At 46.7% G+C, this 22,342-nt stretch carries 14 protein-coding genes and 1 pseudogene; 7 read left to right on the top strand and 8 right to left on the bottom strand.

The window, feature by feature from the left end; genetic code table 11:
* Positions 1-63: 63 nt before the first annotated feature.
* Positions 64-939: an AraC family transcriptional regulator gene (locus AYR61_RS03060; protein ID WP_065901611.1), complete on the bottom strand. Its 876-nt coding sequence runs from the start codon at positions 937-939 to the stop codon at positions 64-66.
* 391 nt (positions 940-1,330) lie between these two features.
* On the opposite strand from AYR61_RS03060, the gene AYR61_RS03055 reads away from it, so the two are divergent.
* Genes AYR61_RS03055 through AYR61_RS03045 form a run of 3 tightly spaced genes read left to right on the top strand, consistent with a single transcriptional unit; the run spans position 1,331 to position 5,299 of the window.
* Positions 1,331-2,572 (top strand): MFS transporter, encoded by a 1,242-nt coding sequence (locus AYR61_RS03055; protein ID WP_054709454.1) that lies wholly within the window; start codon positions 1,331-1,333, stop codon positions 2,570-2,572.
* A 39-nt stretch (positions 2,573-2,611) separates the two neighbouring features.
* Entirely contained in the window at positions 2,612-3,850 is a 1,239-nt protein-coding gene (locus AYR61_RS03050) for an MFS transporter (protein ID WP_065901609.1), read from the top strand.
* A gap of 15 nt (positions 3,851-3,865) precedes the next feature.
* Entirely contained in the window at positions 3,866-5,299 is a 1,434-nt protein-coding gene (locus AYR61_RS03045) for an FAD-dependent oxidoreductase (RefSeq protein ID WP_065901607.1), read from the top strand.
* A 152-nt stretch (positions 5,300-5,451) separates the two neighbouring features.
* On the opposite strand, the gene AYR61_RS03040 is transcribed toward AYR61_RS03045, so the two are convergent.
* The 3 genes and pseudogenes from AYR61_RS03040 to AYR61_RS03030 form a co-directional block, all read right to left on the bottom strand.
* Entirely contained in the window at positions 5,452-6,312 is an 861-nt protein-coding gene (locus AYR61_RS03040) for a hypothetical protein (RefSeq protein WP_056987600.1), read from the bottom strand.
* Between the two features lie 29 nt (positions 6,313-6,341).
* Positions 6,342-6,761, bottom strand: a complete 420-nt coding sequence (locus AYR61_RS03035; RefSeq protein ID WP_054709507.1) for a helix-turn-helix domain-containing protein — start codon at positions 6,759-6,761, stop codon at positions 6,342-6,344.
* 55 nt (positions 6,762-6,816) lie between these two features.
* Positions 6,817-8,626, bottom strand: a pseudogene (locus AYR61_RS03030) (M3 family oligoendopeptidase).
* Between the two features lie 194 nt (positions 8,627-8,820).
* Here AYR61_RS03030 and AYR61_RS03025 point away from each other — a divergent pair.
* Together AYR61_RS03025 and rny are read left to right on the top strand one after the other, a co-directional pair.
* Positions 8,821-9,765, top strand: a complete 945-nt coding sequence (locus AYR61_RS03025; protein WP_056987602.1) for an alpha/beta hydrolase — start codon at positions 8,821-8,823, stop codon at positions 9,763-9,765.
* A gap of 93 nt (positions 9,766-9,858) precedes the next feature.
* Entirely contained in the window at positions 9,859-11,466 is a 1,608-nt protein-coding gene (rny, locus tag AYR61_RS03020; RefSeq protein WP_191982274.1) for a ribonuclease Y, read from the top strand.
* A gap of 662 nt (positions 11,467-12,128) precedes the next feature.
* Here the strand turns inward: rny and AYR61_RS03015 are convergent.
* The 3 genes from AYR61_RS03015 to AYR61_RS03005 form a co-directional block, all read right to left on the bottom strand.
* The gene (locus AYR61_RS03015; RefSeq protein WP_054709465.1) at positions 12,129-13,691 is read right to left on the bottom strand and encodes a bifunctional metallophosphatase/5'-nucleotidase; all 1,563 of its coding nucleotides are present in this window, start codon (positions 13,689-13,691) and stop codon (positions 12,129-12,131) included.
* 453 nt (positions 13,692-14,144) lie between these two features.
* Positions 14,145-15,545, bottom strand: coding sequence for a glutamate decarboxylase (locus tag AYR61_RS03010; RefSeq protein WP_065903736.1), 1,401 nt, complete (start codon positions 15,543-15,545; stop codon positions 14,145-14,147).
* Positions 15,546-16,229: 684 nt separating this feature from the next.
* Positions 16,230-18,386: a cation:proton antiporter gene (locus AYR61_RS03005; protein ID WP_065901604.1), complete on the bottom strand. Its 2,157-nt coding sequence runs from the start codon at positions 18,384-18,386 to the stop codon at positions 16,230-16,232.
* Positions 18,387-18,882: 496 nt separating this feature from the next.
* Between AYR61_RS03005 and spx the strand changes: the two genes are divergently transcribed.
* A complete protein-coding gene (gene spx, locus AYR61_RS03000; RefSeq protein ID WP_065901601.1) occupies positions 18,883-19,278 on the top strand; it encodes a transcriptional regulator Spx in 396 nt (131 codons plus the stop codon).
* A gap of 513 nt (positions 19,279-19,791) precedes the next feature.
* Positions 19,792-21,174: a group II intron reverse transcriptase/maturase gene (gene ltrA, locus AYR61_RS02995; protein WP_065900954.1), complete on the top strand. Its 1,383-nt coding sequence runs from the start codon at positions 19,792-19,794 to the stop codon at positions 21,172-21,174.
* Between the two features lie 186 nt (positions 21,175-21,360).
* On the opposite strand, the gene AYR61_RS02990 is transcribed toward ltrA, so the two are convergent.
* A complete protein-coding gene (locus tag AYR61_RS02990) occupies positions 21,361-21,693 on the bottom strand; it encodes an ATP cone domain-containing protein (protein WP_054709472.1) in 333 nt (110 codons plus the stop codon).
* Between the last annotated feature and the right edge of the window lie 649 nt (positions 21,694-22,342).

The raw sequence follows: 22,342 nt of genomic DNA, 5'->3' as shown, positions 1-22,342 counted from the left end.
CCAACGTCATTCTAACAGTTGAAAGCGGTTAATTTAGGCTAATTATTGACGACTATTCGGCGTTTATTGACTTGCTTGATTTTTGATTCGCCAATTTTTGGCATTTGCGTGCACAAATTTTTCAAAGGTGCGATTCATGGATCGCAAACTACCGAACCCCGTGTTAACGGCAATTTCTGTCAGGTTGTTTTCGCTGTGAAGTAACAAGCTCTGTGCTTTTTGACAACGGACATATGCCAAATATTGATATGGCGTTGTCCCTAAATTCTGTTTAAAGAACCGAATAAGATATTCCTTCGAAAGGTGGACACTGTTTGCAATATCATCGATCTTCAGCGGTTCTTGATAATGTTGATACATGTACTCGGTAATTGACGAGAGTCGTTGCTGTTTCTCAGTGTTTTGTGGCAGAGCGTAAACTTTTGAACGCGAGAAATGTTCAACAAGCGTGGTGACGATCATCATTAAATACGTTCGAATTTTCAAGATAGTCAGTTCGTTTTGGTCATGGCCAAACTGGCTCATGATTTCATTCAGTAGGCGTTGAAGTTCATGGTAAGCACGCTTTTGATCGTTTGAGAACCTGTCAGGGTGATTGAGATCAAATTGAATTTGTTCAACTGACGGATAACAGTCTTTCAAAAAAGGTAGGGGAAAAACGATGGTCAGTGCGGCAGGTTGTTGACCATCTGCACTCGCTTGTTTGGACTGTACGCCGTGAACTTCACGTGAATTCACCAGCAATATTCGTCCCGGCGAGGTTGTGAAGTGGTCATCACCAATTGAAAAGTCATCAATCGTATCACTAATAGTGTAATTTAATTCTACGTCATCATGCCAGTGTCGATGAACAACAACGTTTTTTAATGCCGGGTGCACGATAAATAGGACCGGCAATTTTTTAGTCGTGTAGACAAATTGATGCTCATAAGCAGCCATGTTTTCCTCCTTTGACGATGAATTAACTTCTATTATTACCTATATAGGCTTTAAATCAACTACAATATTTATAGAATTTTTCTATTAAAACAACAACGGATTTCTATTTGATAAACCGTTTTCATGTGGTATAGTGACAAGTGAATTAGTTAACATATTTATTTAATCCCATAGTTCGTTTCTAAAAATCAATATGATGTCACTGATGCATAATAAGCGATATAGTTGTGATTTAATGCTTTTTAATAGACAAGAAACTGTTTTGTCTACAGGTGTTAGAAATTATTTTAAAAATCACAAGCTTAGTATTAGTCGACTCATAATTACTTGGTCGGAAACTATAGCTATGGCTTTTTTGTGTTTTCGACCAGAAAATGCGAAGGTGGAAATAATGAAGAATAAATATGTCCCTACCAGTATTAGCCTGTATATGAACTACCTCGTTGTTGGGATGGCAATATTGATCCTACCGCAAAATATGGATACGTTAGCCAAACAGTGGAATACAAGCATCGCCGGTGTTTCAGTCGTTATCTCGGCTGTCGGAATTGGTCGGCTGATCGTGATGCTTGTTTCAGGTGTTTTGTCAGATAAATTGGGTCGAAAGCCATTTGCCGTCGTCGGTGGTGCAACCTATATTTTATTTTTCCTCGGAATTTTAATCAGTCATTCATTGATTGTTGCAATTATCTTTGGTGTTCTAGCTGGAATTGCCAATTCATTCTTAGATGCTGGTACTTATCCAGCACTGATGGAAATGTATCCAACGCATAAAGGGGCTGCCAATGTTGTCATCAAAGCCTTTGTTTCGGGTGGCCAATTTATATTGCCGTTGTTCATTAGCATGATTGTTGCGAATAAGCTTTGGTATGGGTGGTCATTTTTGCTTTGTGCCGCAATTTTGATTCTCAATGTGGTCTTCCTGTTAACGTTGTCGAAGTTTCCTGCAGCCAGTCAAGGTAGCAGTAAAAAAGAAGAAACTGCCGCACCTGTCAAGCCACAGAAGTCTAAAGGAAATGTCTGGATCGATGGGACGTTGTTTACGATTTTCTCATTTGTTGCTCAAGGTATTTTTCTGTTGTTTAGTACCTGGATCACCAAGTACGGTGAGGCCATTGTCAAAATGGGTGATGTGAGTTCCCGTGCACTAGTCAGTTATTACAGCATTGGGTCGATCACTTGTGTTCTATTAACCATTTATCTCTCACATCGTGGTGTTCAGGATATTCACTTCTTGTTTGTCTACATGATGATGTCGTTTGCTTCGCTCCTCTTAATGTATTTGATTCCAGTAGCTTGGGTCTGCTCGATTTTATCATTTGTCGTCGGATTCTCAGCTGCCGGAGGCGTCATGCAGATTGGGTTGACCATGATGGCCACCTTCTTCCCGAATGGTAAGGGAACAGTTACCGGTGTTTCGCAAACATCAGCTTCCATTGCCGGATTTGTTGTTCCGCTATTTGGTGGCGCATTATCAGGCAACATTGCAAATGTCCTGTTGTTTGATGTTGTCCTAGCTCTGATTGGGTTTGTTGTTGCGGGTGCCATCATGTACCGTTACCGTAAATTATTTGGTCGTCACAAGAAAGCACCTAAGGCGCAACTCGAGGTTGCATCACAGAACACCAATTAGAGTGCACGATAGAGATTGTAATGAAGTGGAGGAGACATCATGAAAAATCGGGCTTTATCAACGAGTGCCGGCATGTATCTGAACTACCTCATTGTCGGGATGTCGATTATTATTTTGCCACAGAATATGGATGTGCTGGCGAAGCAATGGCAAACTAATTTAGCCGGAGTTGCCGTTGTCATTTCGGCCGTTGGACTTGGACGGGTATTTGTTTCACTAGTCTCTGGCGTGTTATCAGATAAACTAGGCCGTCGACTGTTTATTATTTTGGGTGGCCTGCTGTCCATCGTGTTCTTCCTTGGTGAATTGCTATGTACCTCATTGACGCTCGCCTTAATTTTCGCAATTATTGGCGGGATCGGTGGCGCGTTTCTTGATTCAGGGACTTACCCAGCACTGATGGAGTTATTCCCAGAGCATAAGACGATTGCCAACGTGACACTAAAAGCATTTGCTTCCATTGGTCAGTTTACGTTACCACTGGTGATCAGTTTCATTGTTGCACAGCATTTATGGTATGGCTGGTCGTTTATCATGTGCATTGCAGTGCTTGCTGTCGTTGTGCTTTTTATCACCTTTTTTGCGCATTTTCCTGTTAGAGAACAGCAGACAAATGTTCAACACAGCAATTCACATGTTGTGAAAAATCATTCGAAAAAATCAGGCAATATCTGGATTGACGGGTTGCTGTTTGCTATATTTGGCTACACAGCGGATGGCGTTTTTCTACTTGTTAGCATTTGGATTACGAAATATGGTCAAGAAGTCGTTGGCATGAACGATGTGAGTTCGCGTGCTTTAGTCAGCTATTATAGTGTGGGGTCGATTTCCTGCGTGCTATTGACAATTTGGCTATCGCACCGTGGTGTGAAGGATATTCAATTTTTGCTGAGCTACATGGCAATTTCTTTCGTTTCATTACTTGTGCTATACCTTTTCCCAACGCCCGTCATTAGTACGCTGATGGCTTTCATTGTCGGTTTCTCCGCAGCAGGCGGCGTGATGCAAATTGGCATTACAGTTATGGGGACCTTTTTTCCAAACGAAAAGGGAACTGCAACGGGGATTATTACCACTGCGTCAGCCATTGCTGGGTTTACGGTCAATTTGATTGCCGGTGCGTTGGCGACTAATCTAGCAAACGTCATTTTATTCGACGTTGGATTGGCGCTTATTGGGTTTATTTCAGCAGCCCTGATTACGATTCGCTACCATCATATTTTTGATAGTCAGACTGAGCAAAAGACTGCTGTACCTTTAACCGTCAAACATTCATAAAGAAAGGAGCCAGAAATGCAGGATAACTATGATGTCGTGATCATTGGCGCAGGTCTGTCAGGGAGCGTTGCTGCTGTTGAAGCAGTCCAAAAAGGGTTGTCAGTTCTTGTTGTAGAGAAATATGAGTCGGTTGGCGGTAGTGGTAACTTTGTTGAGGGGATTTTTGCAGTTAATTCATACCTGCAACAGCAGCAAGGTATCAGTCTTTCGGAACAAACGATTTTAGATGAAGAACTGAACTATTCACACTATCTTGCTGATTCAATCATCTTAAAAGACTATATTCATGCCAGCGCCGCTAACGTTGATTGGCTAAGGACGTTAGGGGTCAGTTACCTTAAGGTTTTGGAACAAGCCAACGGTTTTCAGACATGGCATTTGTTTGAAGGTCTTGGTAAGCAAGTGATTCAGCAAATTTTGTTACCACTAGCAAAGCAAGGTGGTGCAGAGGTTGTAACGGGATATTCCGTTGATAGGCTAAATATGACGAAGGATGCAATCACTAGCATTCATCTGCAAAAGGGGCGTCAACAACCCCACACAATTTCAACTAATGCGGTCATTATCGCAAGTGGCGGTTATCTAAATAATGAGTGGATGATTGATCATCACACGCCGTTCCAAATGCCGATTCTACCCATTAATTCTGGGCATAATACAGGTGATGGCTTACAACTTGCCTATGATGTAGGTGCTCAAAAATCCAAACTTGGGGTTATTATGCTATGCGGTGGGACAATCAAAGATCTATCCCAGCCGGCGTACAAGTACAGAGACGATTCAGTTTGCATTGCTGCGGCTAAACAGGGAATGCTTTGGGTTAACGAAAGAGGTAATCGGTTCGTTGATGAAAGTATTGCTGAGAATTTGTCACTGGCGGGTAATGCATTGGTCAGTCAAAATCGAGTATTTAGTATTCTCGACCAGACAACTTTGAACCAGTTATCCGCTGGTCCGATCCCAAGACCAATGAATTTTGGTGCGGGCGCGTTGACGCAATTGTCGGGGTTGACGGATGAAGTTGCAAAAATGGCGGCTTCTAATCAACCTTATATCCATACTGCTGAATCGATAACAGAGCTAGCTGAACAGCTCGACACACCGAAACTTGTTGAGACGGTAACCCGATATCGTCAGTTTTGTCAGCATCAAGCAGATGACGACTTTGGGAAACCTGCTAAGTATCTATATGATCTGTCCAAAGGACCATACTATGCAATTGAGTTAGCTGCTGGTGCTTTCTGTACGGTTGGTGGACTGAAGGTCGATCGAGGAAATGCTGTCTTAAATCACAAAGGTCAACCTATCAGTGGCTTATATGCAGTTGGCAATGACGCTGCTGGCGTACTGGTTGGAGATACTTACGGCTTTAATGTGCCGGGGACTGAGGCTGGATATGCCGTGTATTCGGGGCGTCATGCTGTGGATAGTATTGCCGATTTAATTTAACAACACTAAAAAGAAGCCCATCATTTCTGATTGGCTTCTTTATTTTAGGTGACATTAGCGTGAAGACGATTTTTGAGTGCTTGCGGCAATGCTTTTTGTCCTAGCTAGTGGGAACACTCTCCAGAAGCTCTCAAACCATTTTCCTCCGCGCTCTATTTCACCAAGTAAACCCGATCCTGAATCAAATCAAAATCCCGGAAGTGCTGGTTCAATTTCTCAACCTCTGGTGACTCAAGCAACGTTGCGTTATCCCAGAATTCTTTTGAATCCGTGGCACCGTTCTTTTCGCCGATGACAATGAAAGTAAAGTCCTTGTCCGACTGACGGATTTTCTGCAACAAGTCCCAATCGATTGTGAGGCCGTCCGGCGACCAGACCATCACAATGACGTCGACCTGGTTCTGGTACTTCTCAAAGGCATCGCTGGCTGACAACTGTTCGATTTCCGTCACCGGATGGCGTCCAGTCTGATTCTCTGCGGTCCAGTCTTTGCTGTCGGTGGCAATCACGTCTTGCTTGTTGTCGCGCAGCCCCTTTGACACGTAGCCGTTGCCCGCCATGACTTCCAGCGTTGGCCGACCGTTGATAAATTCGGCCAGGGCCTTAGCAAACGGCGCTGAAATATACGCCCACATCCCGTATTCCGTCTCTAAATAATCACGGAAGCCGCGTAACTGTTTGTCGAGATCCGGCAGGGCTGCGGACAGCTCATTCCATACCTTATCGCCGCGGGGGTCGCCGGCGGGATAGGTCTGATTAACCGTTTTAAAAATCGTATCCTGGATATCGTCTGGCAGTAACAAGACTGGTAACGTCTGGGGTAACAGCCCTTGTTTCAACAACCGGTCGGCGGCAATGACATTATTGATCAGCACCTTCACTGCAGGGTAGTCGTTAAACAACTCAAGGTACGCCGACATCTTAGCAATGTAGCCGGACGGCGCTTTGGCGTTTGTTGCAGTTTTATTTTTCTTAGCCTGTTTTAGTAGTTTTTTGCGTTGTTTCGGGTTCATCCGTTATCCTCCGTAAGCAAAAACGACCGTTATTCGCGGCCGTCCAAGTGTAAGTCCAAAGATTCTTGTTGATTTTTCGGTTGCGTCACCGTTCGGCGCTCTTTGCCGTGCAGGTAGCCATCAATCAACTGATATAATTCGTAACGATCCTCTGACGTTAATGGCGACTTGTTAAATGACAATTCCTTGCCAGACAAGAATAGTCGACCAAGGTCGTATTCATCGCGTTCTGACTTGCCGGCCAAATAATCCATGGTCACGTCAAAAAATTCCGCAATCTTTCGCACTTCCATGAAGGAAGGCACCCGGATGCCGCGTTCCCAATTACCGATCTGGGCCGATGTATTTGGGTGTTCGTTATCTGGATCAAGTTTGTTCAGTCCGTTCGCGAGGGCTTTCAGGGTCAATCCCTGCCCACGACGCAGGACCCGAAGTCGTTCTGGAAACATGTGCATCACCTCTGTTACCTCTATTATACCGCGTGTCACGACAGTATGGGGCGTTCTAGTTTAATAACCTCTCGCTAAGTTGTATAAATGTGTCGATATCATTTTCAATCAATGCGACGCCCTGTTCCCAGAAGTCTGGTTGGGTAAGGTCGACGCCAAGGTGTTTTTGGGCCAGGTCTTCAGTACTCATGTTGGCGGTATCGCGTAACAGGGCGATATATTGGTCTTCAAAGTTATCGCTCTGTTGTGCGCGAGCGTAAATGCCGAGACTAAAGAGGTAGCCGAACACGTAGGGGAAGTTATAGAAGGGCACATCGTCAATATAAAAGTGCAGTTTTGTGGCCCAGAAATGTGGCGAGTAACTGCTCAGTGAGTTGTTGAAGGCATCCTTTTGCGCTTGCAGCATCATGTTGTCCAGTTCTTCAGCCGTCAATAAGTGATCCTGACGCGCGTCGTAGAACCGGGTTTCAAATAGATAACGGGCATGAATATTGAGAAACATGGCCAGCGGGTTAACCATCTTAGCGTCCAACAGGGTCAATTTCTCGGCATCCGTCTTCGCTTCCCGAACGTTGGCGTCCGCCACGATCATTTCAGCAAACGTGGAGGCCGTTTCCGCGACGTTCATCGCATAATCCTGGCGGAAAAATGGCAAGTCGGTCATGACGCTGCTGTGAAAGGCGTGGCCCAGTTCATGAGCAATGGTTGCCGCATCGTTAGCCGATCCGGTAAAGGTCAGAAAGATTCGCGATTCTCCCGTTTCGGGCAGTGATTCCATGTAGCCGCCGGGCTGTTTAGTGGGGCGATCTTCGGCTTCGATCCACTGGTGGTCAAAAGCGTATTGTGCCAACTGCGCCATTTTAGGCGAAAACGCGCCAAATTGTTTAACGATAAAATCAGCTGCTTCATCGTAGGTAAACGTGTGCGGTTTGACATCACCCACGTGAATCGGCGCCTCGACGTCTTGCCAACCCGCGTGGTCCTTGCCCATGAGCTCAGCCTTTCGCTGCAGATAGGCCAGCAACGGCTGTTTGTGTGCGTCAACGACCTGCCAGATCGTTCGCAGTGTTTCAGGCTTCAGTCGATTCATCTCCAACGGCCGTTTGAGGTAATCGGTTGTGCCGTGGGCTTTATAATCTGTCAACCGGGCGCCTGCCAGGTGGTTCAACGTGTCGGCAAATAGATCTTCCTTTTCAGCCCAAGCCGCCTCCCATTTTGGCAGCAGCTCAGCGCGGTAGTGTGGGTCGGGGTTGCCCAATAACTGGTTGTTGGCTTGGCCGGCAGAGAGTGTCACTGGGTCGCCTGCCGCATCGTGAAACGGCACCTGAATCGTTGCAACCAGTGAATCGTAGTGACTGGACCACGCCTTTAGCCCATCGATATTAAGCTGGGTAATCAGGGATTCTTGTTCCGGTGGCAGGAGTGCCTGACCCTGGTGACGGAATTCAGTGAGGTTAAACGCGACATCTGTTAATGCTGGCTGTGCCAGTAACGCTTTAAATTGCGACGCTGTGAAAGTCACCAAGCACTGCTTGTACGCATTTTCAGCAGTGTCGGCCTGTGCTTCTAACTGTTGAACGCGAGCGGCGACGGGTTTAACGGCCGCATTTGTGATGTCATCGGAGCCTTGCCCCCGTCACAAAAACATCAGCTTGAAGAAGACCAGCCTCAATTTTTTGAAGCGTGTCGGTTAATTGGATAAATGTGGGAAATGAGGGTGCATCTTGAGTGGCATCGTAGGCGGTTAGTTGTTTCTGAAAATCAGTCAGTTGCTGCGCCAGATCAGCCATCCGCTGATTCAAGGCTGTCGAGTGGATCCCACCAGCAAAAACGGCATCGAGGTCCCAGTTCATTTTGTAAGTCATGGCAATTTTCCTTTCGAGACAGTATTTATTGCCTAAGTCTAGCATGGTTTCGGGACAATTTCAGACTTCGGCCAGCAAAATCGTAAAACCTGTTTTGCATCTTAGTAATTACCTGCGTTATACTAATGACTTGTGACGCATACTTACAATTAATAATCAAGGACATTAACCATCGAGAGAAAGAGGAACGCATTGTGACAAAACGTAAGAAACATTGGCTCGTCGGGTTGCTGATCGCCGTTGTGATCATCTGTATCGGCATTGGCGGTGCCGGCTATTACTTTTATAATATGGCGGTTGCGCGCGGCAAGAAGGGCTTTGTGAACACGTCGCTGACCATTAAAAAGAATGACCCGAACCGAACACAAAAATTGTGGTACAAGAACGCGAAGAAATACACTTGGCATGAGATGTCGGCGACGGGGCATTTGAAACTCGTTGCGAGTTACGTTCCGGCGTCAAAGAAGACGAACAAGACGATCGTGATTGCTCACGGATTCGGCGGCAGCAGTGCGAACATGGGCGCCTACGCTGGGTTATTTCACGAACTTGGGTACAACGTGCTGTTACCAGATGACCGCGGTAATGGCCGCAGTCAAGGGAACTACATCGGTTACGGCTGGCCTGACCGGTTAGATTATTTAAAATGGATCAAACAGGTCATCCACAAAAACGGGCAACAATCTGAAATCACGGTTTTCGGAACGAGTATGGGCGGCGCCACAACCATGATGGTCAGTGGCGAAAAAACGCCGAAGCAGGTCAAAGCATTTATCGAAGACTGCGGCTATACCAGCGTTTATGACGAGATCGTGTACCAAGCGAAATCAATGTACAACATTCCGCAATACCCGCTGGTACCCGTTGTGAGTGCCATCAACTACCTCAAGAATGGTTACACGTTTAAACAGGCCAGTTCGCTGAACCAGGTCAAAAAGAACCATAAGCCGATGCTGTTTATTCACGGGACAAACGACACCTTTGTCCCAACTAAAATGGTGTATCGACTCTACGCTGCGGACAAGGGGCCAAAACAGTTGCTGCTGGTGAAGGGCGCCCAACACGCTAAGTCCTATGCGCACTCACCAAAACTGTACACAAGAACGGTCAAACATTTCTTGGATAAGTATATGAAGTAAATCGCAAGTCGTCGCTTTTGTAATACCGCTTTTTGGCGTATAATATGAGGATGACTGTGAGTGACTTATGATTGAAAAGAAGGGAGTGCCGTTTTGATTCTAACAGGCTTTATCATTTTAATGCTGGTGATGCTGGTTATCGGGCTGATCATTGGCGGAGCAAGTCGCCGTCATCAATATCGTGCCGAGATCGCCAACGCGAAACAGCAGGCTGAGGCACTCCGGGACAAGGCGCGGGCGGATGCAAAACAACAGGCATCAGCCTACCTTGCCAAGGCGAAAACGACCATCCAGACCGAACGCGACAATAGCGAGGCAGAAATTACTGATCAACAGACGGATGTGACGAACCGGGTCAACCGGGTCGAACAACGTAAAACGTCACTTGACCAAATGGCCGAACGGTTAGATCAGCGTCAGTCAGCCATTGATGACACGAATAATGAAGTGAAAGCGGAACGCAATCTGCTGGCACAAAAACGCCACGAAGCGTCCGAATTATCACATAAACGTCAGGAAGCCATCGCGGAACGGGCAGAGTTGCAACCAGAGGCTGCACAGCAAATGATTCGTGATGAGACGACCCAGCAGCTGGCAAACGAAAAGGATGCCACGGTTCGGGAACTAACGGATAACGCTGAGGCTTCTGCTGATAAGGCTGCTCGTAACCTGATTATCGAATCAATTCAACGCGGGCCAGTGGATCTGCCGCGAGAACACGCTGAGCATACCGTTTTAGTGCCCACCAATGACACAAAGACGAAACTTGTTGGGCGCGACGGCCAGCACATCCGGTTACTGGAATCACTGACTGGGACTGACCTGGTGTTTGATACCGAACAACCTAACGTGTTGATCATCAGCACCCATGATCCGGTTCGGCGGGAGACTGCGCGAATCGCAATCGAAAGTTTATTGGCTTCGCGAAAGATTACCGCTGCCAACATTGAAAAACAGGTCTTGACCGCTGAAAACGATGTGTTGAAGGACCTGCGACAAACGGGTGAGAAGGCCGTCAGCTCGTTGAAGATCGGGTTCATGCATCCCGACTTTATGAAGCTCATCGGCCGACTCAAGTTCCGGACTTCTTACGGGCAAAACATGCTGAGTCACTCCATTGAAGTGGCGCAGATGTGTGGCGTCATGGCATCGGAACTCGGTGAAAACGTTCGGTTAGCCAAACGAGCGGGGCTGTTGCATGATATTGGGAAGTCCATCGACCATGAGATCGAAGGAACCCACGTGGAAATTGGGGCCGCCCTCGCAAAGGCTTACGGCGAAGATCCCGTTGTCATCAACGCCATTGCAGCGCACCATGGTGACGTGGAAGGGACTTCACCAATCGCAACCTTGGTTGCCACCGCGGACTCTGTTTCAGGGTCACGGCCAGGCGCCCGGAGTGAATCAGTCGAAGAGTACATCAACCGACTTCATAGTTTGGAGAAAATCGCAAACGACCACACCGGTGTCCAGGATAGTTACGCTATCCAAGCCGGTTGTGAAATTCGAATCGTGGTTCAGCCTAAAGTGCTGGATGACGATGCCAGCGCCAAATTGACCAACGACGTCAAGGACCAGATCGAACGCGACCTAACTTACCCAGGTAAGATCAAAGTCACTACGATCCGCGAACTTCGCGCAGTTGAATACGTTGGCGATAAACCTACTAAGAAAAAATCAAAGAAGAAAAAGCGTGCTTGATTGTACGTTACGAAACCGCACTTCCGGATGGGAGTGCGGTTTTTGTTTGCAGGTATCTTTCCGTTGCATTCCGCAATTTGGCACTCCGCTTACCTTGAGCACATTTTGACGTTTGGTTAAGTATCACAACAGCATTAAACCCTAGTTCTTAAAGACTCCGCCCTCGACAGCTTTAAGTCCACTGTCAGAAATGCTATAGACCTGGATTGGATTTAAGGTGACGATTAGCTGAGATATTTAAGTTAGTTGACTCATTTATCTGCAGTTAACTTCGAAAAATCCCATAATCCAACTAGTACAGTTATGTTTGCTTCAACATTTTTCAATAGGCAGCGTTCGGCAAATGCCAGATTATGACCAGTCAAGCGCGGATAATCTACAAACTGGGGCTAATTCTTGTTAGATATTTAGCGGATGAATTAGAGGATTGCTTTGTGAGTGGCATGGAGTAAAGTTGGGCGGTTGACGTGGTGTCGAGACTAGTTAGCGAGGGTCCTGTCCTCGGTTACTAGTCTGGGAGCCGGAGGAGATCCTTGAATTTCTGAAAGAAATTCAATAGCTCCGGAGCGACCCACTACGTCGACCGCCCAACTTTACGGAATGCCACGGAATCCATAGCCAGACTCAAACCACAAAAAAGACATCCCAGAAAACAGGATGCCCTAGCGAATAACTTCAAAATTATGGTTTACGGTTGCGTTGACTGTTGGATGATGGCGCAAATAGTCAGCGATAATTTGACTCATCGGGGTCTTGTTTTCGGTGATGATCTTATCAGCTGAAAACATCCCGAAGTGGCCGCCACCACCAGCGCGGTAACGGTTGAGTGCGATTCGAAATTCCTGATCATCAGTCACTGGCAGGCCCTTATAGAGCAGTCGGTCGATGCGTTGACCAATTGGTTTGGCGACGTTGATGCGGTAATTGATGCCTTCATACATATCGTAGTTATAATGGCGTAATTTAGGAGAATAGAAGGCGGGATTGACCGCAATGTTGCCGTCGTCATCGATCATAAAGTATTCAGCGCTTTGTTCAAGCGCTGCTCGGAGGTCCCTGCCGGTGATCAGTTCAAGGGCAAGGCCGTCTGGATAAACGTAATTGGTCATGATGTTGCGCATGGTGATGGGGTCTTCAAAGCCGTGCCCCTCGTTGTTAAAAAGCGACGTTGCTGAAATGTCGGCGTCCATGGTTTCGATTTGAACCCGTTGAATAAACTCTGTGTAGGCTGTTTCAACCATTCGCGCTTGGGCGGCGTCGGCAAAGGTGAGGTGGCCGTTAATTTGCGCCAGGGGCTCTGCCAGCCAAGCGTCAACTGTTTGGTCAAGCGCCTTGCTCGCACGTCGCATAGTGTCGTCAAAGGGCGCATTTTTGGTATCTAGCAGTTCAGCTGAGTGATCTACGACTGCGTAGCCGGATTTCGTTTTTTCAATCGTCAGTGTGATCTTACCGACTGCCTCGCCGCGGTAGCCGGGTTGGGTGACTGGGACGCCAAATAGGGTGTCCGCAATTTTTCGGTGCTGGTGCCCGGTCACGAGCGCGTCGATACCCTCGACTTCTTCAAGCAGCTGGTAGGCTTCGTTTTCGCCGTTGCTGATAGATTCAATGAGCTGTCCCGTTTTAACGTTGCGTTCGAACCCGCCGTGATAACAGACAACGACCACGTCCGCAAGCTTATGCAGTTCGGGGACAAGGTCACGTGCCACTGAAACGGCTGACCGGAATGCCACGTCATAAACGTCGCTGTGGTTACGCCACTGCATGACGGCTCTCGTGGTGAGGCCGATGATGGCGACCTTGACGCCGTTAAACGTCATGATACGGTATCGCTGGCCAAACAATGGTCGCTCATCGCCATCTAACAGGTTGGCGTTAATGATCTTGCGGTCGGTGGTGTTCAACGCTTTTTCCAGATAGGCGGTGCCGTAGTCAAATTCATGATTGCCTAAAATGCCGATATCATAGTGAATCTGATTATAGATATGCATCAGCGCTTGCGGATCTGGAGTTGCCTGCACCTGAGCCACATAGTAAGCAAGCGGCGATCCGGCTAGGAAATCGCCGTTATCTACGGTAATGACCGGCCCGGTGGCAGCTTGCTGCTCGCGGTGAATCACACTGGCTGCCCGAATCAGACCAAACGGCATATTGGCATTGGGTTTAACGTAGTTCGTGGGAAAGACGAAACCGTGCGTGTCGCTGGTTGAAAGAATGGTCAGTTTCATGTGCTACCTCCATTGACGAAATATCGTCGTAAAGTGGGTCAGAGCAAACAAAACGGTGACCCCCGTTTAACATAGAATTATAAGGCTTTTGGGGGGGAAAGACAATGAGAGCGTGGAAGAAGGCGGTTAAGGGGCAGAATGTAAGCAACCCTGGCAGAAATCCCCGAACCTGGGATTTTTGCCAGGGTTGCTTACATGGCCGCCCCTTGCCTTCTGAAACGCGTTTCGGCACAGAAGCCAAGAAAGACAATGTAAAAGCACTTCTGAATTAAGGGGGAGGTAGAACGTGAAGAAGGGCCGAATCCCGTTACACGTTAGCGCCATACCTTGTGGAATGGGCATCGACACGGATGCAAAAAAGGGTCTCGGTAACACTATTAAAAAAAGGACCCGTCAAGCAATTTCCAAACAGAAATCACTATCAGGATCCATATTGACCAACAAAATCATCCTCTAATGCGTAAACCCATACTTCTTCGGCGTCTCATCTTCATGAAACACAATATGTGCCTGATTCAGCTCATCAATAGCCGCGTTAAAATCCTGCACAAAATCAACGGCCATATTCATCCCGAAATCCGCCCGAACAACGATCCGTTGCACCACGGTCTGCGAGAGATCATCAGGCAGCGGATAGGCAGGTACTTGCCAGCCCTTCATTAACAGCCGGTCAGACAGATCATACAGGGTCCATTCGTGCTGGTTATCGGGCTTTTGGCTGTAACAGATGACTGGTAATTGGGCGCCATCGTTGACGATATCAAACAACGCCGTTTCTTCGAGGGCGTGGGTCAAATACTGAGCGACCTCGTGGGTCCGGGTATGAATGGCTTTGTAGCCCTGATAGCCGTAGCGAATAAAGTTGTAGTACTGCCCAATTAATTGGGAGGCACTGTGCGAGAAGTTGATGGCCATAGTTGGTAATTCACCGCCAAGGTAGCTCACTTTAAACACCAGCTCCTCCGGCAAAAATTGTTTATCACGCCACAGGACCCAACCGACACCTGGATAAACGAGCCCATACTTGTGGCCGGAAGCGTTGATTGAAATGACGTTTTTTAACCGGAAATCCCATTTTAGATTGGCTTCCATAAATGGCGTGTAAAAGCCGCCTGAGGCCGCGTCGACATGGATGTACACTGGAAAATTAGTCTTTTGATTGTGCGCCTCTACCAGCCGGTCTAAGCCCGCAATGTCGTCGTAGCGGCCACTGTAGGTGATGCCAAGAATGCCAACGATACCGATCGTGTAGTCGTCCACGTAGTCCATGACGTGGTTGAGGTCAAGGGAGAGGTGGTCAGCGTCCATTGGCACAGTGCGCAACTCGACGTCCCAGTAGACGCAAAACTTTTCCCAACAGACCTGATAGCCGGAACTGATGACTAAGTTCGGCTTTTTGGCGTTAATGTCCAAGCCATGTTTTTGCGCATTTTTACGCCAATTAAACTTCATGGCCATGCCGCCGAGCATGCACGCTTCAGAGGAGCCAATCGTCGAAGTGCCCATAAAGGCTTCATCCTTTGGTGCGTGCCAGAGATCGGCGATAATGTTGACACACCGATTTTCAATATCGGCCGTTCGTGGATATTCTGATTTATCAATGGCGTTCTTTTCAAACGACTGTGCCATGAGTTTTTCGGCTTCTGGTTCCATATAGGTCTGACAAAATGTGGCTAGATTAAGTCGTGAATTGCCCTCATCGAGCAGTTCGTCTGAAACAAGTTCATAGGCTTCCCGTGGTTCGATCGGGGTATCGTTGAGTTTGAATTTTGGAATGTCGCGACTTTCCGCGTTGGATCCAAAAATCGGACTAAGGTATTTCGTTTCATCATCTGAGGGTTTCCCGTATAACATTGCCATAATGACAGCCTCCTCCAAGGTTAAATAAACCGGTTACATTTCTGTACGATGACTTAAATGTACCTAATAAACAGGTGTTTGTAAACGGAAGTGCCTTTAGTCAATTGAAAGTGACAATCACCGTTACTTGCAATATTAGGTGCTAATTATAACGGAAAGAGAAATATGTATGGTGATTTTTAGTGCCTGACCAATGTTATAACGTTTTCACGAGAGAAAAAAACATTTTTAAAGGTTAATGACGTAAAATACTTTGTTACGCTGACCGGTGGTTCCGGATATTTCACGTGTTAATTGCTAAGGAATTGTTAGTAAACGCGTCTGATTGAAACTGATTTCACCGGCAATTTAGGGTTGCCGATCACACTGGAAAACAGCTGTAATTGTTCCAAAAAATAGACGCTAAACACTGCTATGGCAGCGTTTGTTAAAAATGAAGGCACAAAAAAACCTGTCCGGGGGAGGACAGGTTTTACACATAGGAGTAGGCATTTTCGTGATGGGGTTCACGGAAATATAAATTTTACTTTGGAGGAGTAAAATGAAAAAGCTTACTTAATATTTGTAATTTAAATATTAGGCTATGGTCTTAATATAAAGGATAAATGTGAAGAAAGTGTGAATTTCTGATAACAAAATCGTAACTCAACTTGATAATTCAATGGTTTGCCCCATAAACTACCCGTTTGATTGCATATAAACGAGTTGATCCATCGAGATTTTTTGCTGTAAAGTCTTTACTAATTCAGACGATAAATCCTGCTGCTTCGCGGTTCCTTGGACATAGGTATACTCGAACTGGAAGGCGCGAATAAAAAGTTCACTTTCCGTTTCATTTTTTGTCTCGGATTGACTAAAACGATTGTGCCGAACCATATAATAGTGGCGAATGACCCCAACCTCGGCTCGATTCTCGTCATTTTCGACGCTGGTGAGGTAAAGCATGACCGCGTTATAACCAGCCGTTTCGAGTTCACTCATTGTGTCAAGGAACTTCTGACGGTCTTCAGGCGTCTGCGCTTTTTTGATTTCTTGCAGTTGTTTTCGGGAATAGTGCTGCCGTTTTGCTGGTACTTGCTGCACGTTGGCTGGCAGTTGGGCATTTTCTTTGCGAATCTCTGGTAATAAGCGATCCTGATCAGTTTCTTCAGGTTTTTGGTCAGGATGGTCGATCTGCCACTGTTTCTTCTTTTCCTGCCACTGCGAAATTTGCTTAGCTCTTTGCCGTTTAGCCAGATTAGGAAAGAACCGGTAGCCCACCATGCGGCACCACATCACGATGCGCTGGAACGGATTTTGAAAGGCAAATTGTGTTTGAAACATTTGAACGCGGTTGTATTTCCAGCCAAATTGCCGGTCAACCTTGCCTTCTTCAATCAGGTCAGTAATGGCTTCAGTCTGAGCTTCTCCAGCCTCAGCAAGCAGCTGGTGGACGACCTTAGAATTTGTGACGTAGGCGCTGGATCCCTTTTGACTATTCAGGGTTTCGATGACTGGCGCCAGCACAGAAGTGTTCGCTTCCATGCTCTTCAGCTGGTCGATCGCAAAGTTCACCATGCCAGCCACGTGTTTTTCAACCTCTTCATCAGTGTAGGGATTCGTTTCATGCGGTAAGATGAGCGGCAAGACAATGGTTGGCACGATCAGACTCATTAAGATGATGATGCCGGCCACTAAGATCAAGGCATTTCGAATAGGGAAGGCCTGGCCGTTAACCGTCAGCGGTAGTGAGAAGGCCATGGCAAGTGTAATGGTTCCGTGAACGCCGCCGAGCGCAAGCACCAAACTCTCACGAACGGTATTGTGCTTGTGGCGGGTATCGTGCATCCGGACTAAGTTGAACTGGCTCCAGGCGAACCGCAGCAGGAACATGACAACGTACAAAACGACGGCAACTGTCACTAATTTCGGCAACTCTTCGGTATCCGAACGAGACAGGTTTTGCCACACGTTCGGCAATGACGCGCCCAACAAGACAAAAACAAACCCGTTTAAGAGGTCTGCAACTACTTCCGAAGTTGTCCGAGTCACAATTTGATTTTCTGTCGAGGTCAGACGCAGCCGACTCTGCTGAACCCCGTGAACGACACCACAGGCGACAACGGCCAAGATTCCGGAAAGACCCAGATGTTCAGCCAGCAGGTAAACAATGAACGGCGTCAGGAGGTTAAATGGCAGGAGGATCGCAATAATATCTAGTGATTTTTGTTGGAAGAAGAGCCGAATCCAAACGGCGACGAACCCCAAGACGATGCCGAGGACGATCCCGCCCAGAAAGACGACCAGAAAATGCTGGATGCCGTAGCCAACGGAAAACTTTCCTGTTGTAAAGGCGTTGAGCGCCAGTGAGAACGCGACGATCCTGGACGCATCATTGAATAAGGATTCGTTTTTAAGGGCGGCCATCACGTGTTCTGGGACCTCGATCCCATCCGTGATCGACTCCACTGCTACCGAATCGGTTGGCGCAACGATTGCCGCCAGGGCAAACATTAGCGCGATCGACACGCCAGTCCATAAGAGATGGGCAACAAACCCGCCGACAATAATGGTGACAACGGCAAGTCCGACTGCCAGTGACAGCACTGCTCGAATCCGACGCAGCAACAGGGAGTAATTGGTCGACTGACCATCGTTGAACATCAATGGCGCGATGATGAGCAGCATAAAGATCTCTGGTTCCAGATCAAAGTTATTAAAGGTGGGGACGAAAGATAGCAGTAGGCCCGCCCCGATTTGATAAAACGCTAACGGTATCCGTGGAAAAACCGTATAAATAATATTGGCCCCCACAGCCGCAATCACAAGCAGGGTGACCGTTAAGAAGATCTCCACAGGTTCCACTTCCCCTCAGTAAAATTTTCAACTAGTCAAATTGTAACGCACCTCACAAGAATCAGCGACGGTGAAAATTTTTAAACTAGTCAATGTCCAATTCAATCTTAGTCTAAGCTGAAACGAATGACAATTTACCTCCCTCAAGTACGACATTATCGGATATTCTGTTTACTAAATGTACTTATTTTCCGTCAATAACCCTGTCTGACGGCGGTTTGAAAATTATAACATTTTCACGAAATTATTTTATAAACGTGCACAATTTAAATTATTGATAAATACCGCTAGTACGGGTTTAGATAAATTAATGACAAGTCAAGATGTTGGTTTGTTCACAATCTAAAAAGTATAAAAATCATCTTGAATTATTCTCATAATATGTTATGATTAAGATGCTCATTAGAAGGTGTTGGGGACCAAATAATGAGCAACTGATGTTTTTTAGTTAATGGTTTTGTCGCTTGGGGAAAGCGAAATGAAGGAAGTGCTTAGTATGATTAATCTATATGTTGCACCAAGTAGCGCATCTAGTCGTAAAGCTCGTGCTTGGCTGGAAGCCCACCAAATTCCGTTTAAAGAACGAAACATTAAATCAAATCCGCTAAACGCTGATGAAGTTAAGGAAATTCTTCGCCTGACTGAAAATGGCAGCGAAGACATCATCTCGACGCGTTCTAACATCTTTAAGAAGTTAAACATCGACCTTGATGAATTACCAGTCAGCCAATTAGTTGATCTCGTTGTGAAGTATCCCGACTTGATCAAACGCCCGATCATTTTTGATGACAAGCGTTTGGAAGTTGGCTACAACGAGGAAGAAATTCGGCGTTTCTTGCCACGCAATGTGCGTGTGGCCGAATTACGCGATTTAGAGGCTCAACTGAGCTAGTCAATTGACAATGATCTTTAGGATTTAACTGAATAGTAAAACAGGAAGTCAGCACTGTTGGGGTGCTGATTTTTTTTGGTGCGCCCGGCATGGGCGCCAACTAGACGGTGAAAGTCCGTTGCGGGCCGTAGTAGTCGGAACCGCAAGTCAATGACAAGGGTGTCCATCGTGAGGTGGAATCTGAAGGAAGTCGGCGACAAAGTACCGCATTGATGTACAAGAATCAGCTATAAGGCTGTGTTGGTCGGACGAGGTTGCCAAACAAACCAAAGTCCAATACTACTCGAGGCCATCGCAGTAAAGCTGGCAATGACATGGTACGAAAGTGGGCGTTCTTACCCGGGGAGGCCTGTATCGTACGTTCCCGACAAGAGGCGCGCTAAGCGCCACAGGAACAAACATCGCAGTGATGTGGTGCAGAACGATACAGGAGTCAGCCGAGGCCATAGTAGTGGTATCTGCCACGAAGGGCTGAACAATAATAGGTCATCATTGATATTGGAGGTGGAGACAGTGCAACAACCGCAGAATACAGAAAAAGCTGACCGCCGGCGGACAGTAGGACTGGAAGCCCAAGAACAAGTCGGGGTGCGTAGCACTGACTCTGGTGAAAATACGATGATGAACGGCACTAAGTTTCAAGAGTTAGTCTTAGACCGAAATAACCTGAACGAGGCTTATCTTCGCGTCTGCAGAAACAAAGGTGCAGCAGGACTAGACGGAATGACCGTTGACGAACTGTTGCCCTACTTGAGGAAACATAAACAGGAATTACTGCAAGCTTTACAAAACGAGACCTATCGGCCTCGTCCCGTTAAGCGGGTTGAAATTCCAAAACCTAATGGTGGTAAACGCAAGCTCGGAATACCAACTGTGATTGACCGACTTGTTCAACAAGCCATGGCGCAAGTCATGGTGCCAACATTTGAGCGTGTCTTCTCAGATAATAGTTTTGGGTTCCGACCGAATCGAAGTGCTAAAGATGCCATTGATAGAGTGGTTCAGTTCTACAATCAGGGCTATCACTATGTCGTGGATCTCGATCTAAAAGCATACTTCGATACGGTCAACCACGATCTGCTTATTAAATTTATTGAGCAGTATATTACGGATCCATGGATACTGCATCTCATTCGTCGCTTCCTAACCAGCGGTGTCATGAATGGTGGTCTATTTGAACGAAGTGATAAAGGCACCCCTCAAGGTGGCCCCTTATCGCCACTTTTGGCTAACATTTATCTCAACGAACTGGATAAGCTGTTAACTTCCAGAGGTCATAAGTTTGTCCGCTATGCGGACGATTGTAATATTTATGTCCGAAGCAAACGTGCTGGAGAACGGGTTCTGACTAATGTTACTCGCTTTCTTGAAGGCGACCTAAAGGTCACCGTCAATGAGGACAAGACATCAGTAAGTTCGCCTCTGCGGGCCAAGTTCCTGGGATTTTCCTTGGGGGTTGGTCGAGGAGGTGCGTATGCGCGACCTGCTTGGCAGGCCAAGCAACGCATCAAGTCTGCACTCAGGAAAATGACCAAGCGCAATCGGGGCGTTTCGTTAAACCTGGTGTTTAACGAGATTCATCAAAAGATGCGTGGGTGGTTACAGTACTATTCGGTCGGGAAAATGACCAATTTTATCCGTCACTTAGACGAATGGTTGCGAGCAAGGATTCGCCAGTATATTTGGAAACAGTGGAAGAAGCTCAAAACAAAGGTCAATCATCTTGTAAAACTGGGGCTTTCTGGCACCAGTGCTTATACAATGGCCAATACCCGTAAGGGTTATTGGCGAACTGCGCATAGCAAGACATTGACCTATACTCTGACAAACAAAAGACTGGAACGCCTTGGACTCATCAATATGAGCAAGACACTCCAGTCAATACAAAGTGCTTAAATTATTGAACCGCCGTATACGGAACCGTACGTACGGTGGTGTGAGAGGTCGGTAATTGAATTAATCAATTACCTCCTACTCGATTGCCCAAAATTTCGATAACTAACGATGTGTTGGGTTGGTCAAAATGGGTGGGTAATTTAAGCTATAAAAAAAGTCCGGCGCTAGTCGCCGGACTTAACAGAATCACAGATTAAAAAAAGACAATTGTTTAAAAGAAGCGTTTTTTGGGTTAGAAGGGTGGTACTCACTATACCGCTTGGCCAGTTCTGGATGATCCAACTGCGTCAACGTCGAGGTGATGAGCTGGCGGATGGTCTGGGTATCAATCTGAGAGTAACCAGCGATTTGGGCTAATACAAGGGCATTTGTGCGCCGAATGAGCCGATCATCGTGGGTCAAATGATTTAGACTGCTTAGTATCTTTCGGGCGTCAAACACGTCTTTTTTGCCGTTACGCTTCTCAACGAAACGAACCGTAATTTGAATATGTGACTGTTGCGGTTTTTGCTTATTCACGACGAGGACTCCTTTTTATCAATACGTTAAGTTTAGAACATTTGTTTGAAAAAATCAACAATATATGGAAGAACTAGTATACGTGCCACTATATATTGTAGGTTGAAAAACAGTTAAAGTAACAGAGCGTTACCTTACACTATTTTGATTGTTTCCATGATAACGCGTTACGCAACATGAAAACAAGTATTATGGTGCTAATTGCGCAATCGTTAACGAGATTTAAGAGAGTGCGGAAGGAAGCGGTTAGAGGGCGGAGTGTAAGCTGCTCGGGTCAGAAAAGTCCGGGTCTGACTTTTTTGACCCGAGCAGCTTACACAGGAGCCCTCTGCTTCCTGGAGCACGTTTAGACGCTATGAAAGCGACGTGCAAACGATGAATGGGCCTTTAGTCTGTGAAGAAGAGCACCCAGAGAAGCACTTGCCTTATGGAGGATTTTTCTAGTTTTAGATAATAGTCCGTTGCATTCCGCAATTCGGCAGGCCGTCGTCGTGGCTCGCGACTGAGCTAACTCGATTTCTGCTGCGCAGCTCTCGAGTGGATCTCAGTCGTCTCGCACATCAGTAACCGACCCAAGTACGGTCGATAACTGATGTCGACACCACGACGACCTGCCGAATTGCTCCATTCCACTGACGGTGCGCTTACT

Origin of the sequence: Secundilactobacillus paracollinoides (assembly GCF_001702155.1) — a bacterium.
In the GTDB taxonomy this organism is placed as follows: Bacteria; Bacillota; Bacilli; order Lactobacillales; family Lactobacillaceae; genus Secundilactobacillus; species Secundilactobacillus paracollinoides.
The sequence above is the reverse complement of the archived record's forward strand: the minus strand, read 5'-3'. Positions and strand labels throughout refer to the sequence as shown.